At 39.6% G+C, this 15,596-nt stretch carries 11 protein-coding genes and 1 tRNA gene; 10 read left to right on the top strand and 2 right to left on the bottom strand.

The window, feature by feature from the left end; translation table 11 throughout:
- The 4 genes from DWW23_RS13485 to DWW23_RS13470 are packed head-to-tail and all read left to right on the top strand — an operon-like array spanning window position 1 to window position 7,715.
- The gene (locus DWW23_RS13485) at window positions 1–1,803 is read left to right on the top strand and encodes a RagB/SusD family nutrient uptake outer membrane protein (RefSeq protein ID WP_122353807.1); all 1,803 of its coding nucleotides are present in this window, start codon (window positions 1–3) and stop codon (window positions 1,801–1,803) included.
- Between the two features lie 24 nt (window positions 1,804–1,827).
- Complete coding sequence (locus DWW23_RS13480; RefSeq protein WP_158583185.1) at window positions 1,828–4,791, top strand: SusC/RagA family TonB-linked outer membrane protein; 2,964 nt, start codon at window positions 1,828–1,830, stop codon at window positions 4,789–4,791.
- Window positions 4,792–4,807: 16 nt separating this feature from the next.
- The gene (locus DWW23_RS13475; RefSeq protein WP_122353805.1) at window positions 4,808–6,454 is read left to right on the top strand and encodes a RagB/SusD family nutrient uptake outer membrane protein; all 1,647 of its coding nucleotides are present in this window, start codon (window positions 4,808–4,810) and stop codon (window positions 6,452–6,454) included.
- A 25-nt stretch (window positions 6,455–6,479) separates the two neighbouring features.
- Window positions 6,480–7,715, top strand: a complete 1,236-nt coding sequence (locus DWW23_RS13470) for a DUF1735 domain-containing protein (RefSeq protein WP_122353804.1) — start codon at window positions 6,480–6,482, stop codon at window positions 7,713–7,715.
- Window positions 7,716–7,853: 138 nt separating this feature from the next.
- Here DWW23_RS13470 and DWW23_RS13465 read toward each other — a convergent pair whose 3' ends face one another.
- Window positions 7,854–9,233, bottom strand: coding sequence for a DUF4270 domain-containing protein (locus DWW23_RS13465; RefSeq protein ID WP_122353859.1), 1,380 nt, complete (start codon window positions 9,231–9,233; stop codon window positions 7,854–7,856).
- 14 nt (window positions 9,234–9,247) lie between these two features.
- The gene (locus DWW23_RS13460; RefSeq protein ID WP_122353803.1) at window positions 9,248–10,066 is read right to left on the bottom strand and encodes a glycogen/starch synthase; all 819 of its coding nucleotides are present in this window, start codon (window positions 10,064–10,066) and stop codon (window positions 9,248–9,250) included.
- Window positions 10,067–10,167: 101 nt separating this feature from the next.
- Here DWW23_RS13460 and panC point away from each other — a divergent pair, with 101 nt between their 5' ends.
- From panC to DWW23_RS13430, 6 genes are all read left to right on the top strand, one after another.
- Entirely contained in the window at window positions 10,168–11,010 is an 843-nt protein-coding gene (gene panC / locus DWW23_RS13455; RefSeq protein WP_122353802.1) for a pantoate--beta-alanine ligase, read from the top strand.
- Between the two features lie 153 nt (window positions 11,011–11,163).
- On the top strand, window positions 11,164–11,514 hold the full coding sequence (gene panD / locus DWW23_RS13450) for an aspartate 1-decarboxylase (protein WP_122353801.1): 351 nt from the start codon (window positions 11,164–11,166) through the stop codon (window positions 11,512–11,514).
- Between the two features lie 111 nt (window positions 11,515–11,625).
- Window positions 11,626–12,948, top strand: a complete 1,323-nt coding sequence (locus tag DWW23_RS13445) for an MATE family efflux transporter (RefSeq protein WP_122353800.1) — start codon at window positions 11,626–11,628, stop codon at window positions 12,946–12,948.
- A 79-nt stretch (window positions 12,949–13,027) separates the two neighbouring features.
- The gene (gene ffh, locus DWW23_RS13440) at window positions 13,028–14,353 is read left to right on the top strand and encodes a signal recognition particle protein (protein WP_122353799.1); all 1,326 of its coding nucleotides are present in this window, start codon (window positions 13,028–13,030) and stop codon (window positions 14,351–14,353) included.
- A gap of 18 nt (window positions 14,354–14,371) precedes the next feature.
- Window positions 14,372–15,268: a bifunctional methylenetetrahydrofolate dehydrogenase/methenyltetrahydrofolate cyclohydrolase FolD gene (gene folD / locus DWW23_RS13435; RefSeq protein ID WP_122353798.1), complete on the top strand. Its 897-nt coding sequence runs from the start codon at window positions 14,372–14,374 to the stop codon at window positions 15,266–15,268.
- A 97-nt stretch (window positions 15,269–15,365) separates the two neighbouring features.
- Window positions 15,366–15,442: transfer RNA gene (locus DWW23_RS13430), tRNA-His, on the top strand.
- Window positions 15,443–15,596 lie beyond the last annotated feature (154 nt).

The raw sequence follows: 15,596 nt of genomic DNA, 5'->3' as shown, positions 1-15,596 counted from the left end.
ATGAAAAAAATGATGAACAGAATATCTGTATTAACCACAGTGTCTCTAATCGCTTTATGTTGTGCATGTAGTGATATAAAATTCGGAGATAAGTTTCTGGAAAAAGCTCCAGGGGTAGATGTTACCCAGGATACAATTTTTTCTTCTAAAATGTATGCTGACAGAGCATTGACAGCCGCTTATTCGACATTACGTTATGGTATAGTAGGTCCCAATCAGCCTGCCACAGAATTCCCGTTGACTTATATGGGAAATAAATTAGGGTATGACTGCTTGGAGGCATTGACTGATATTGACCAAACTTTTTGTACTTGGGGTGGTGTTGATGGATTATATTATAATGGACAGTATAATGCTGCAACGGAAGAAGAATCTTCAAGTACTAAATATGGATATAATCCGGATCGGGAATATAGTTGGATCGGTATTCGCCGGGCATATATTTATATAGAGAATGTAGATCGGGTTCCGGATATGACAGAAGAGGATATCAAACGCGGTAAAGCAGAAGCTAAAATGATAATAGCTAGTCATTATCACGAGATGATGAGACATTTTGGCAGTGTTCCTATAATTGATCATGCAGTAACTTTAGATGAGGGAAATGAGTATCCAAGGGCTACTTTGGAGGAAATGGTTGATTTTATTGTAAAATTGATTGATGAAGCAGCTGTAGATTTACCCTGGCAGGTTTCAGCAGAAAATGATGGTCGTTTTTGTCGAGCTGGTGCATTAGGATTAAAAGTTCGTGTCCTGTTATTGGCAGCAAGTCCTATATTTAATGATAGTGAACCTTATATGGAAGGAGAAGCTAGTGATAAGAAAATGACTTGGTATGGAAATAAAGATTTTCAGCGGTGGGAAAAAGTGATTAAAGCATGTGAAGATTTCTTTTTGGAAAATAATAAAAATGGGGAAGTTTTCCAGTTGGTAGATACTGGGAATCCGAGGGAAGATTTTATAAATGCGTATTGGAAAAGGCATAATAACGAAATTTTGATTGCGACCTGTCGTTTCAGACATGACTTTACTCCTTATTGGTGGTCTAACCTCTATCATCCTCAGTATATGGGAACCTATGGAGGAGGCTGTGTCACGCTGGATTATGTGAATAAATTTGAGTTTATGGATGGCACTAAGTTTGATTGGAATAATCCGGAACATGCGAAAGATCCTTTCACTAATAGAGATCCGCGCTTGTATGAAACGGTATTAGTTAATGGCGATTATTTCCAGGGAAGGACAGCGCAATTATATATAGGAGGAGAAGAGCGTGGTCCAATGAACGATCTTCAATGTAAAACTGGGTTTGGTACACGTAAGTTTTTATGGGAACGTGATGATGCAACTTTATCTTATCGGGTTGTGAATTATCCTTATTTGCGTTTACCGGAAATCTATCTGAGTTATGCTGAGGCTCTAAATGAAACAGGTCGGATAGGTGAGGCTTATTCCTGGATTAATAAGGTTCGTAACAGAGTCGATTTACCGAATTTGCCTCAAGTCTATTCGAAAGAAGAATTGCGGGAAGAAATTCTGGATGAAAGAGCGCGAGAATTTGCTTTTGAAGAAGTTCGCTGGTTTGATCTTGTACGTTGGAAACGGGAAGATATTTTTAAGCAAGATCTGCATGGTTTGTATATCTATAAAACGAATAATCCGGACAATCCGTTTACTTATGAGCAATGGAAATTACCGGAACGCTACTGGAAGAAAAACTGGTCTCCCAAATGGTATTTCAGTGCTTTTCCTCCCAGTGAAGTGAATAAACGGTATGGCTTGATTCAAAATCCAGGATGGTAATGGTTAATTTCAAAATTTAATATGATGAGAAACAAATTATATACAATAGGATTATTTGTTTTTTCCGCATTAGTCGGAAATGCCCAGGAAATAGAAGTGAAGGCTACTGTACTGGACGCAAATAATAAACCGATAGAGGGAGCTGTTATTGTCGTAAAAGATGTACTGTATGAACCGGTGCTGACGGATAAACAGGGGAATGCCCGGTTTACGATAGAAAAAGGTAAGGTAGCGACAGTCTGTATTTTTAATGAGTATGAGAAAACAGTAGTGGTGGACAATCCCTCTTTAGTGGTTAAGATGGATAAAAATGCCAAAGAAATACAGTTGGGGTATATTTCTACATTGAAGAATATATCTACCGGATCAGTTTCTACTGTAACTCACGAAGATTTGTCTATTTCTGGTCAGGTAAATCCTGAGTTTGCATTGTATGGGTTATTGCCGGGGTTGACAGTTCAGCAGAATTGGACTCTGCCGTCTTATGAAGGTCCTAAATTTCAATTGAGAGGACGTTCGCCTTTAGTTATAGTCGATGGTTTTGAGCGCCCTATGAATACACTCTCACGGGAGGAAATAGAATCGGTCTCTGTGATAAAAGATGCTGCGGCATTAGCTATGTACGGAATGAGAGGCAGTAATGGGGTTATTTCTGTTACGACTAAACGGGGTAGTAATAAATCAATGGATATTAAAGTCGATTATCATCATGGTATTACAACTCCGGTTAGATTGCCGGAACTGGCGGATGCTGCGACATATGCAGATGCGTTGAATGAAGCATTAGCAAATGACGGGTTGCCTGCCCGCTATTCATCATATGATATAACCGATTTTAGAAGTGGGGGTCATCCTTATTTGTATCCTAACGTGGATTGGTGGGGAGAAACGCTGCGTAAACATGGTTCGACAAACGAATTGAATATTTCTTTTGCCGGTTCAGGAAAAAGGGTACGTTATTATGTATTGGCAAATTATTCTAATGTGACAGGGTTTCTGGATCATACGGATTTGAATGAAGGGTATTCAACGCAGGCTCTTAGCCATAAATTAAATTTCAGAACAAATTTGGATATTGAAATGACTAAAACGACTCAGTTGAAGCTGAATTTATTGGGACGTTTATCACAGTATAATACTAATAACGGGATGGATGGGATAATAACAACTTTATATAACTTACCTTCGGCTGCTTTTCCTATACGTTCGGCTGGAGGTATCTGGTCGCAGAACAGTACTTGGAGTAATCCGATTGCTAAAATTGCCAGTACAGGTTTTACTCAAGTGCAAGATCGAGCGTTATTTGCGGATATAACACTAAAACAAGATTTATCTATGTTGGCGGAAGGATTGAGTGCAGAGTTGGCGATAGCTTATGATAACCGGGCATCTTATAAGGATGTGAAGTCGAAATCATATGCTTATGAAGAAGTTATTCCTCATCGTGCATCCGACGGATCACTGTTGGATAGTACTGTTACCCGTTATAGTAATGAAACTGAACTCGATTTTAATCACTCGCTGGAATCACAAAGTATGCTGACCACTTTGCGTGCCACGATCAATTATGAAAAAGACTGGAATGCGGGTAATTTAAATGCAGCGTTAATCTATGATCAGTTTAGTTATACATATACAGGTAGAAACAGTTCTCGTTTGGGACAAAGTTTGATCGCAAATGTGAATTACGGATTGTATGATAAATATCTGTTTAATCTGGCTGTATCTTATGCCGGTTACAGCACTATGCCTAAAGGTGATAAGTTCCGTTTATTTCCGGCTGTTTCTGCAGCATGGCTCCTTTCCCGTGAGAATTTTATGAAAGATATGGATTTCATAAAGCAATTAAAGCTAAGGGCTTCCTGGGGTATGACTGGAAAAGCTCCTTATGCTTATGAACTAGATAAACATTTTTATAATCTGAATGGTGGTAATGGCTATTATTTCGGAAATAATTTGGTTTGGAATAGTGGAAGTGCGGAAGGTGGTTTGCCTGTAAGCGGTTTGAAAAACGAAACGACATTTAAAACGAATATCGGGGTGGAAGCAAATTTGTTTGATCGCCTGTATATAGAATTAGAAGCCTTTTATGAAAAAGAAAAGGATGTGTTGGTTTCTTCTTCTGGTGCTGTTTCTTCTGTACTGGGGAAATCTGCACCGATGATGAATTCCGGTATTAATGAATATTATGGGACAGAATTGTCTTTGAATTGGACGGACGTCATAGGGAAAGACTTCCGGTATTATTTAAGAGGTAATTTTTCGTTTTTGCGGACTAATATTGTAGAGATGAATGAAGAATACAAGACGGAAGACTATTTAAAAATGACCAATCGTAGAATCGGACAATATTCGGCTATGCAAGCAATCGGATTTTTTGAAGATGATGATGATATAAAGAATAGTCCTCAACAAACTTTTTCCGATGTGAAGCCCGGTGACATTAAATATAAAGATCAGAATGGTGACGGAATTATTAATGAGTACGATAAAGTCTGTATGGGATATAGTACCTCTATTCCAGAAATTTATTATGGGTTTGGATTAGGATTTGAATATAAAGGTTTTGGGGTGAGGGCTGATTTTCAGGGATTAGCAAATTATACTTTAGTTACACAAGTAAATAGTGTATACTGGCCTTTAGGCTCTGATAAAACAGTTTCAAATTATTACATGGCTAATCGTTGGACTCCTGATAATAAAGTTGCTAAATATCCAAGATTAACAACGTTGGCAAATGATAATAATTTTCGAAATAATTCGGTCTGGATGGAAAATGGAGCTTATATGAAGCTTCGAAATTTGGAAGTATATTACAATTTACCGGCATCTTTATGTAAAAAGATCTTCCTGTCTAACCTACGTTTTTTCGTAAAGGGTAAAGACTTATTTATGACAGATCATGTAAAAGTAATGGATCCGGAATTGGTCAGTGCATATTATCCAACATCGAAGGCTTATTTGATCGGATTGAATATCGAATTTTAATTTAAAGAGTTGAATTATGAAAATGAAAAATATATTATTTACCGGATTATTGGGCTTATGTACTTTTACCGGTTGCGACTATTTGGATTTTGATGAATCAGTAGGATATGAAAAAGAAGATATCTTTTCTGTTTTCGTTCGTGCAAAATCTATGTTGACTCATGTTTATTCGTTTCTTCCTTCTGATTTGGGAGGCGGTGCTATGCTGGATGCTGCTACAGATGATGCCATTTATGTTTGGCCGACATCTTCTATACATATATTTACCAATGGAAGTTGGAGCTCTATCAATACGATAGATGATCAATGGGGAAATCTGTATGCAGGAATTCGGGCAGCTAATATATTTTTGGAGTCTTATCAGGGAGATTTCCCGGATAATCAGTATAATGTTGATTATGAGGAACAGATGAAGCAGTATCGGTATTATCCGTATGAGGCTCGTTTTTTAAGAGCATTTTTCTATTTTGAGTTGATAAAACGATATAAAAATGTTCCTTTGGTTGAAAAAACTCTGGAGATAGAAGATGTGAATGAGTTGTTACAAACGGATTATGAGGTCATGACTGATTTTATCTCATCTGAGTGCGATGCAATAAAAGATCATTTGCCTGTTAACTATAATGATGTTCCGGGAAAAGAGGTTGGACGTATAACAAAGGGAGCCGTTTTGGCATTGAAGTCAAGAGTTTTATTATATGCAGCCAGTCCTTTACATAACCCGACGAATGATAAGGAAAAATGGCTGAAAGCGGCAAAAGCGGCAAAAGAGTTGATTGATCTCTCAGAAGCTGGAGGATGGTATCAGATTATAAATGAAGAAGTAGTTAATAATCCGGATGCTAAAGGTTTGATTCTTCAACGGATGGAGGGAAATAGCAATGTATTTGAGTCTACTAATTTTCCGGTAGGGTATGAAGGTGGTAATACAGGCATGTGTCCCAGTGAAAATTTGATGGAAGCATTTGAAATGATTGATGGGACTACTTTTGATTTTAATAATCCTAAACATGTGGAAAGTATGTATGATGTGAATAGCAGGGATCCTCGGTTATTCAAAACGATGCTTTATAACGGTGCCACATGGAAAGGTGAAACTGTTGAATCTTACCAAGGTGGGAAAAATGGATATCCTCGTAATGGAGCTTCCAAGACTTCTTATTATTTGAAAAAATATTTGAAAGAATCTGTTAATTTGACTACTGGTAGTGCCACTTCAGAACGTCATGTATGGGTGATTTTCCGTTATGCAGAGATTTTTTTGAATTATGCAGAAGCTTTGAATGAGGCTTATGGACCAGAATACACTGGTGGAGAGTTTTCATTGTCAGCGAAAGATGCATTAAATAAAATTAGACAGAGAGTAGGTATGCCTCTTTTAACGTCTTTGTCGCAGGATGCATTCCGTGAAAAAGTACGTAATGAGAGAAGGGTTGAATTTGCTTTTGAAGGCCAGAGGTTTTGGGATATCCGCCGATGGAAAATTGGAGATAGGACCAATGTGATCTATGGATTGGAAATAGAGAAAGGTGTAGATGGAGCGTTTGAATATAAACGTGTTTTAGTAGAGCCTCGAAAATGGGAGGATAAAATGTATATATATCCGATAGCCAATACAGAGCGCTTTAAAAATGTCAATTTGGTACAAAATCCAGGTTGGTAATTGTTAAACTTAATAAGATAATCATATGAAAAGCTTTGTGGTTTTTGCATGGCTCTCCTTGGGACTTTGTTCATGTTCAGAAATGATGGATGAAATACCCAATAAAGTTTATATTGTGAATAATGCCTGTCAGATAGAAACAGTTTATAATATGGGGGAAACGTATATTTATCCGGTGGCTGTTTATAAAAGCGGAGAGACGGATGAAGTAGGAATTGTCAAAATATCGGAAGACAAAGCCTATTTGGAAGAGTATAACAATATATATCAGACAGTGTATAAACTGTTACCCGAAGCGTATTATTCTATGCCTGAAAGAGAACTGGAAATTCCAGCGGATCAGACACGGGCAATATCAAATATTACTGTCGATATAGCTAAAATAGCTAATGATCTTGGATATCGTTCGGATTACGTCATACCTCTTAAGATAGAATCATTAAATGGCAATATTCAGGAAACGAAAGGGAAATCAAATTTGTTGTTGGTGCTGGATATACTTCGTCCCACGTTTAAGTTCTCAAATGAAGAAGTGACGGATGTTTGGTTTTCACAGCATTATGATAATATGAATTTTGTTTATGATGTAGTGATAGGAAGTGATTTTATTTGTAAGGAAGATATTCATTTTGAATTGGAAATTGATCCGGACGCAGTGGATTCCTATAATAAAGAAGGGAAAGACTTCATAGAAATGATGCCTAAAGATGCTTATTCGATAGAAACAACCAGTATTATTTTGAAATCAGGAGAAAAAGAAGTGAAAACGTCTGTGTCTGTCGATGGAAAGTCTTTAAAGAACTGGCATTCTTACGCTATACCTATAACAATGAAGTCAGTATCTCAATATTATTTTGAAGAGTCGAAGAAGACTATCTTTGTTATTTATAGGCCTGATAATTTGCAGGGCTGGTATACCGTTGAGGGATTGGAGAAGAATTCGAAAGATTGGAGTGTGAGTAGTTATCCGATACGTCGGTTCATAAAGAAAACAGGTCCTTATACGTATGAAACAGGATATGGTGCTCGTTGTTATTGTGATGCGGAGACAACAGCCAATGCTTCTAATGACCGGCAATATATAGTTCGCAATCCCGTCAATAATCAATTGATAATCAGAGAAGGTGTCTATGTTGATATGAATGCTTCAAATTATTACGATCCGGAAAAGGAAGAGTTGTATATATGCTATGAATTTGAAGGGTGGCCTGGTACGTGGACACATGAGTTAATGCATTCCAGGTCAAATACAAGTAAATGAAATATTCAATAGTATTCCTGAAAAATTAGATTGATGTTAAAAAAAAAGAATCCGGTGTAAACCGGATTCTTTGCTTATAAATGAATTTATCACTTAGTCTGTTTAGGAAAGTGTTTTACAGAAATTGTCTGTGGTATATTACTTGTATTCTGTTGTTGTTACAATAATTTTTGTAGCATCTTTGGATTTAAGTAATTTCACTCCTGAAGGTAATAAATAGTTATTTAATGCAGTTGTATATGTTTGAGATTGGCCGTAATAACTATTTGATTTAGCTGTAATACGTTCAACCGGAATCAAAAGTAATACCATATCTTTATCCGGATTGTTCTTTATATGCTCTTGCATTAAATTAGCGATATTTCCGAATGGATAAGACCGACTGCTGGCATTATAGTCTGCACGGAATGCCGTTTTATTATCCTCTATCTTATTATTAACAAAGAATGTTGGCAAAGAATCTTTAGGTAATAATAATAAATTAGCAGGAGCCGGAAGTGCCCATTGCCATTCTTCCTGTGGATACGCTTTCATTGTCAGAGGAATATTGTTTATAACCCGGTCTCCTATTCTATCAACGATATCCTGTGCAGGAATAGTTAACTGGGTATATACACCGGCTGGTGTTTTCAGATAAGCTATTGAATCACTCGGTTCCAATAACGAGTTTAAATCCGTATTCTTGAAACGGTTCAACTGCAATACTTCTTTCGTTACATTGAATGTCTCACTTGTAAGTACTGTTGAATCCTGATCCTGACTACCTTTCATATTGAATTTATAATAGATAGAAATGGATGAAAAGCTGATCTGCAGGATATTTCCGCTACCATATGTATTTGTTACATATATACCCTGGAAGAATTTATTGAAATTCTCCTGGCTGCTGAATGTTCCCGGATTCTTAATTGATTCGTCATAAAACTTCTGTCCGAATTCTTTGGGCATCCGGATCGTGATAGTTGGAGTATAAGTATTATTGCCACTGCTATCCAGATGAGTTCTAACGCTGTCCGGAACTGAGTTGTCATACGCAGTATAAGTCTGCATACCTAACGATTGCGTCATATCGCAATATTCCAGCGGATCGAAGTTTGTATAGAAATCCCTTTCCAGTTCTTTAGTTACCTGATATATCTGAGCACGCATAGGAGCTAATGAATCACCAACCCAGGCACTGTTCTGATATATGATCTTAAAATCGACAGAGTCAATCTGACCGTTGATCGGTTCCTTTTTAAATTTGAAATCCTCCGGACAGTAGAACTGGCAGATGTAATCAGATTTCACATTACCGTACAACGGATCATAAAACTCGCCGAGTAGTCCACTAGTAGTTCTTGCATATACCGAATCCATCAGCAAGGTTGTTGCTTGCATCTGGAACGTATCTACATACACGGGCATTTTGTCTCCGTCAGGCTGAATTGTCGAGCCAACCAGATTCAAATCATCACTACACCCACTCAGGATTGTTATTCCCAAGCCCAGGCCAATTAATAAAGGCTTGATATTCATCATTTTTCTCTCACTTATTTAGAATCTAATACGACATCGTAAAATTCGTTGAATGCATCCATATAAGTTTCCGGCGATTGATAAGGAAGGAATGGAGTGTCCTTTTTAGTGGCGATATAATCCAGGATATCCTGATTGATCGTTTCACTACCTTGTATCACGCCATCTGCCATATCGATAGCCAGTTTAGTCAGGCCGACAAAGCTGGTATCAGCTTTGATGCCTTTCAGGTCACTGTCTTTTGCACCGTCAGTTTTCAGCTTGTGGGCCAATTCTTTTCTTAACGGTGAATTAAAGTCATCATTATAAATAGAGTAGACTATTTTTGCATTTTTAAGACATGGATCGTCTGCATACATTCTTTTTATATATAATGCAGTCAGTGCAGACATCCATCCGTGACAATGTATCACATCCGGGATCCAGCGAAGTTTCTTCACTGTTTCCAACACACCACGTACATAGAAGATCGAACGGTCGTCGTTATCTTCATAATCATTCCCATTCTCATCGCTAACAGTATGTTTACGCTGGAAGAAGTCTTCATTATCAATGAAGTACACCTGCATGCGTGCGGCCTGAATGGATGCTACCTTGATGATCAGCGGGTGATCCGTATCATCAATGATAAGGTTCATACCTGACAAGCGGATTACTTCGTGCAACTGATTGCGTCGCTCGTTGATATTTCCGAATTTAGGCATGAAAGTTCTGATCTCGCGACCACGCTCCTGAATGCCTTGCGGCAGATTCCTGCATATCGTTGCAATCTCAGATTCGGGAAGGTAGGGTGTTATTTCTTGGGCTATAAACAAGATTTTTTTTGCATCCATTCTGTAAACTAGTTTTATAAAGACGGCACAAAGATAATAAATTTCTTTCATTTACGGTAATTATTTATTTGCTTTGCACCGTCAATAAGCATCTAAAAAAGATGAAAATAGTAAACAGCATCCAAGAATTGAAGCGTTATCTTGCCGAAGAAAGGCAGCATAACAGGAAAATAGGCTTTGTTCCCACCATGGGAGCATTACATAACGGACACCTGAGCCTGGTTAAGCGTTGTGTAGAAGAGAACGATGTATGCGTTGTCAGTATCTTCGTTAATCCGACCCAGTTTAATGACAAAAATGACCTTGCCACTTATCCCCGTACACTGGATAATGACTGTGCATTATTGGAACCGGCCGGTTGTAATTATGTATTTGCTCCTACTGAAGCAGAGATGTATCCCGAACCGGATACACGGACTTTTGACTTTGGAACCGTATCGGCAGTGATGGAAGGTGCTCGCCGTCCGGGACACTTTAATGGTGTTGCCCAGATCGTCAGCAAACTCTTTTATGCCGTGGAACCGGATAATGCTTATTTCGGAGAAAAGGATTTCCAGCAGATCGCCGTGATCCGTGCGATGGTAAAACAGTTGAACATTCCGGTAAAAATTAATGCCTGCCCGATTCTCCGGGAGGCTGACGGACTGGCTTTAAGTAGCCGTAATGTCAGATTAACGCCGGAACAACGTCAAAAAGCGCCCCTGATTGCACGTACGTTAAAAGAAAGTACTAACTTTGCAGCCGGAAAAAGCGTACAGGAGGTGATTGAATTTGTTGTGAATACAATCAATGCGGATCCTGTCATGCGTGTTGAATACTACGAAATCGTAGACGGATACACAATGGAATCGATTAAAAACTGGTCGGACGCCGATTATGTAGTGGGTTGTATCACCGTTTATTGCGGTGAAGTTCGGTTGATCGATAATATAAAATATAAATAGCTGATAAATAAGGAGATATATCTGTTCGGAAAAAGTCAGGACTTTTGATTATAAAAGTCCCTTATTTTGAAGACGAAAGTCCCTTATTTTAAATGCAAAAGACCCTACTTTTGTTTGAGGGACATTTAATGATAATCAAATTATATAAAAACGATGTTTATAGAGGTAGTTAAATCAAAGATTCACCGGGTGACGGTAACGGAAGCTAATCTGAATTATATCGGTAGTATTACTATCGATGAAGATTTGCTGGATGCCGCCAACCTGATTCCGAATGAAAAGGTGGCTATTGTGAACAACAATAACGGTGAACGTTTTGAAACGTATATCATTAAAGGCGAGCGAGGCTCAGGCGTGATTTGTCTGAACGGAGCGGCAGCCCGAAAGGCACAGCCTGGAGATATCATCATTATCATGTCATACGCCATGATGGATTTTGAAGAAGCCAAAACATTTAAACCGGCTGTTGTGTTTCCTGATACAGCAACCAATAAACTGATATAGAGCATCGAAGCAGCAATTGAAATGTTTTAGAAATAAAAATAAGAAAGCTCGCCGGATGCCGGCGGGCTTTTTTTGTGACCCTATGTTTTCGTTTTGAAATTATTATAGAGTATGTATACAAACAAACAGATCTGGAATGTAAGTTACCCTATCTTTCTGAGTTTATTGGCGCAGAATATTATAAATGTGACCGATACGGCTTTCCTGGGAAGGGTAGGTGAAGTTGAGTTGGGAGCCTCTGCGATGGGTGGGCTCTATTATATATGTGTGTTTACTATTGCATTTGGTTTCAGCACCGGGTCGCAGATCGTGATGGCACGAAGGAATGGCGAGCAGTTGTACAAGGATGTAGGGCCGGTCATGATACAGGGGGTATTTTTCCTTCTGGCACTGGCTGCGGTGATGTTTACTTTGTCCCGTTTCTTTGCCAAAGATATTATGCGGGTGATGATCTCTTCCGATACGATTCTGATGGCGACGGAAGAGTTTCTCGACTGGCGTGTGTTCGGTTTCTTTTTCTCTTTTGTGAATGTGATGTTCCGTGCCTTGTTTATCGGTATTACCCGGACAAAGGTGCTGACATTGAACGCTATTGTGATGGCATTGACCAATGTGCTGCTCGACTATCTGCTGATATTCGGAAAAGGAGGTTTTCCTGAAATGGGTATCAAGGGGGCAGCTATCGCTTCGGTGGTGGCAGAAGGTATGTCAATCGTTTTCTTTTTAATCTATACCCGTTTGACGGTCGATATAAAGAAGTATGCACTGAATCAATTCCGGTCGTTCGATATTGAATTACTTAAGCGTGTGTTGAATATCTCCATCTTTACGATGTTGCAGTACTTTATATCGCTGAGTACTTACTTTTTGCTTTTTGTAGCAGTAGAACACCTGGGACAACGGCAGTTGGCGATAGCCAATATTGTCCGTAGTGTGTATATCGTATTGTTGATCCCGGTCAATTCTTTATCGACCGCAACCAATTCTTTTGTCAGTAATAGTATCGGTGCCGGTCATAAAGACCTGGTTATCCCGATCATTCGTAAGATATCTTATATCTCTTTGAGCATTATGGCTGGCTGTGTTTTTATTGCTTGTATTTTTCCTTCGGCCATATTGTCGATTTATACGAATGACATTACTTTAATACATGCATCGGTCCCTTCGCTCTATGTTATCTCCGGTGCGTTGCTGATAGCTGCTGTTGCCAATATCGTATTTAATGGGGTGACAGGTACAGGGAATACCCGTTCGGCTTTTGCGATGGAGGTGGTGACGCTTGTTTTTTATACGCTGTTTATCTATGTGGCGGGGATGCGTTTGCATCTTCCGGTGGCGATTTGTTTCCTGACCGAGGTGATTTATTATAGCGGTTTGTTGTTGGCTAGTGTAATTTATTTGAAAAAAGCGGCGTGGCAGAATAAAAAGATTTAGAGGATTACATCCTTTTTCTTACCTTTGCACCCTATTACGTTAGAAATTAGAAAGAAAAAAATAAATACACATACAAATTATGTTTGAAAATTTAAGCGAAAGGTTAGACAGATCGTTTAAGCTGTTGAAAGGTGAAGGCAAGATCACCGAGATCAATGTGGCTGAAACACTGAAAGATGTGCGTAAAGCCCTGCTTGATGCCGACGTAAACTACAAGGTGGCTAAGTCATTTACCGATACGGTAAAAGAAAAAGCGTTGGGACAGAATGTACTTACGTCTGTTAAACCCAGCCAGTTAATGGTAAAGATTGTACACGACGAACTGGCCAGCCTGATGGGTGGAACAGCTATCGATATCAATCTGGCCGGTTCACCAGCCATCATCCTTATGTCTGGTCTGCAAGGTTCGGGTAAGACTACTTTCTCCGGAAAGTTGGCGAATATGCTGAAAACCAAAAGAAATAAGAAGCCGTTGCTGGCTGCCTGTGACGTTTATCGTCCGGCTGCTATCGAACAGTTGCGTGTAGTCGGTGAACAGGTTGGCGTTCCTGTTTATATGGAACTGGAAAATAAGAATCCGGTAGAGATCGCTATGAACGCAATCCGCGAAGCCCGTGCAAAGGGTAACGATGTCGTGATTGTCGATACTGCCGGCCGTCTGGCTATCGATGAGCAGATGATGAAAGAGATCGCTGCCATCAAGAGCGCTATCCAACCGGACGAAACATTGTTTGTTGTAGACTCTATGACTGGACAGGATGCCGTTAATACTGCAAAGGAATTTAACGAACGCCTGAACTTCGACGGGGTTGTTCTGACTAAGCTCGACGGTGATACCCGTGGTGGTGCCGCTCTTTCTATTCGTACAGTTGTCGATAAACCGATCAAGTTTGTCGGAACCGGTGAAAAGATGGATGCACTCGATACATTTCACCCGGAACGTATGGCCGACCGTATCCTCGGTATGGGTGATATCGTTTCTTTGGTAGAACGTGCACAGGAACAATACGACGAAGAAGAAGCCAAGCGCTTACAGAAGAAGATTGCCAAAAACCAGTTCGATTTCAACGACTTTATTGCTCAGATCCAACAGATCAAGAAGATGGGTAACCTGAAAGAACTCGCTTCCATGATCCCCGGTGTCGGCAAAGCCTTGAAAGATATCGATATCGATGACAATGCCTTCAAGAGTATTGAAGCGATCATTTATTCAATGACTCCGGACGAACGTGTCAATCCGGCTATCCTGAACGGTTCTCGCCGCCAGCGTATTGCCAAAGGTAGCGGTACGACGGTGCAGGAAGTAAACAAACTGATCAAACAGTTCGACGAAACCCGTAAGATGATGCGTATGCTTACTGCCGCTAAACCGGGAAGTAAGAAATTTCCTTCATTAAAGAGATAAATATTAAAGACATATATTATGGAAGACAATCATTATCAATTACTGGACGGAAAAGCGGTCTCTGCTCAGATGAAGAAAGAGATGGCTGAAGAAGTCGCCCAGATCAAAGCGGCAGGAGGTAAGATCCCTCATCTGGCAGCCATTCTGGTGGGTCATGACGGGGGTAGCGAAACCTATGTGGCCAGTAAAGTGAAAACCTGTGAAGAGATTGGTTTTAAATCCACATTGATCCGTTATGAAGATGATGTGACCGAAGAAGAATTACTTCGTCGTGTGGATGAACTGAACAATGACCCGGATGTTGACGGTTTTATTGTACAGCTTCCGCTTCCGAAGCATATCTCAGAGCAAAAGATTATTGAAGCGATCGATTATCGTAAAGACGTTGACGGATTCCATCCGATCAATGTGGGACGCATGTCGATCGGTCTTCCTTGTTTTGTCTCCGCTACTCCGGCCGGTATCCTTGAGTTGCTGAAACGCTATGAAATAGAAACCAGCGGTAAGCATTGTGTTGTGTTGGGACGCAGCAATATCGTCGGCAAGCCGATGGCTATGTTGATGATACAGAAAAGTTATCCGGGTAACTGTACGGTAACGGTTTGCCACAGTCGTTCAAACAACCTGAAAGAAATGTGTCTGAGTGCCGATATCATTATTGTCGCTTTGGGTGTTCCTGAATTCCTGAAGGCCGATATGGTGAAAGAAGGAGCTGTGATCGTTGACGTGGGTACTACCCGCATGCCGAGCAGTGTAACTAAGAGCGGATATAAGCTGACAGGCGATGTGAAGTTTGATGAAGTAGCACCGAAATGCTCTTATATTACTCCGGTTCCGGGAGGTGTCGGTCCTATGACAATCATTTCTTTGATGCGTAATACGCTGTTAGCCGGGAAGAAAGCAATTTACAAGTAAAATATTTGTATTTTTTCTTTGAAAAACGCTTGCAGAATAATAAAAAACATCTATCTTTGCACCGTCTTAAAGAGAAATACTCAAAGAGACTGAAATGGTGAGCGTAGCTCAGTTGGTTAGAGCATCGGATTGTGGTTCCGAGGGTCGTGGGTTCGAATCCCATCGTTCACCCCAGATAGAATAAAAAGCCATCCTGTTAAAGGGTGGCTTTTTTGTGTTTATCCTATAAATACTCCTAAATACTCCGCCAGAGATTTTCTTCCCTCTTAATAGTAAAAGGCTTGGCTAGTGTGAGTGTTTTTATACAAATATATGCTATGAAAACTTG

The sequence above is a fragment of the Parabacteroides sp. AF14-59 genome (assembly GCF_003479515.1).
Taxonomy (GTDB): domain Bacteria; phylum Bacteroidota; class Bacteroidia; order Bacteroidales; family Tannerellaceae; genus Parabacteroides; species Parabacteroides faecis.
The sequence above is the reverse complement of the archived record's forward strand: the minus strand, read 5'-3'. Positions and strand labels throughout refer to the sequence as shown.

Coding starts and splice junctions, on each gene's coding strand:
- ffh (WP_122353799.1), top strand. CDS start 13,028: ATGTTTGAAAATTTAAGCGAAAGGTTAGACAGATCGTTTAAGCTGTTG.
- panD (WP_122353801.1), top strand. CDS start 11,164: ATGTTTATAGAGGTAGTTAAATCAAAGATTCACCGGGTGACGGTAACG.
- DWW23_RS13470 (WP_122353804.1), top strand. CDS start 6,480: ATGAAAAGCTTTGTGGTTTTTGCATGGCTCTCCTTGGGACTTTGTTCA.
- DWW23_RS13465 (WP_122353859.1), bottom strand. CDS start 9,233: ATGAATATCAAGCCTTTATTAATTGGCCTGGGCTTGGGAATAACAATC.
- DWW23_RS13480 (WP_158583185.1), top strand. CDS start 1,828: ATGAGAAACAAATTATATACAATAGGATTATTTGTTTTTTCCGCATTA.
- folD (WP_122353798.1), top strand. CDS start 14,372: ATGGAAGACAATCATTATCAATTACTGGACGGAAAAGCGGTCTCTGCT.
- DWW23_RS13485 (WP_122353807.1), top strand. CDS start 1: ATGAAAAAAATGATGAACAGAATATCTGTATTAACCACAGTGTCTCTA.
- DWW23_RS13445 (WP_122353800.1), top strand. CDS start 11,626: ATGTATACAAACAAACAGATCTGGAATGTAAGTTACCCTATCTTTCTG.
- DWW23_RS13460 (WP_122353803.1), bottom strand. CDS start 10,066: ATGGATGCAAAAAAAATCTTGTTTATAGCCCAAGAAATAACACCCTAC.
- panC (WP_122353802.1), top strand. CDS start 10,168: ATGAAAATAGTAAACAGCATCCAAGAATTGAAGCGTTATCTTGCCGAA.
- DWW23_RS13475 (WP_122353805.1), top strand. CDS start 4,808: ATGAAAATGAAAAATATATTATTTACCGGATTATTGGGCTTATGTACT.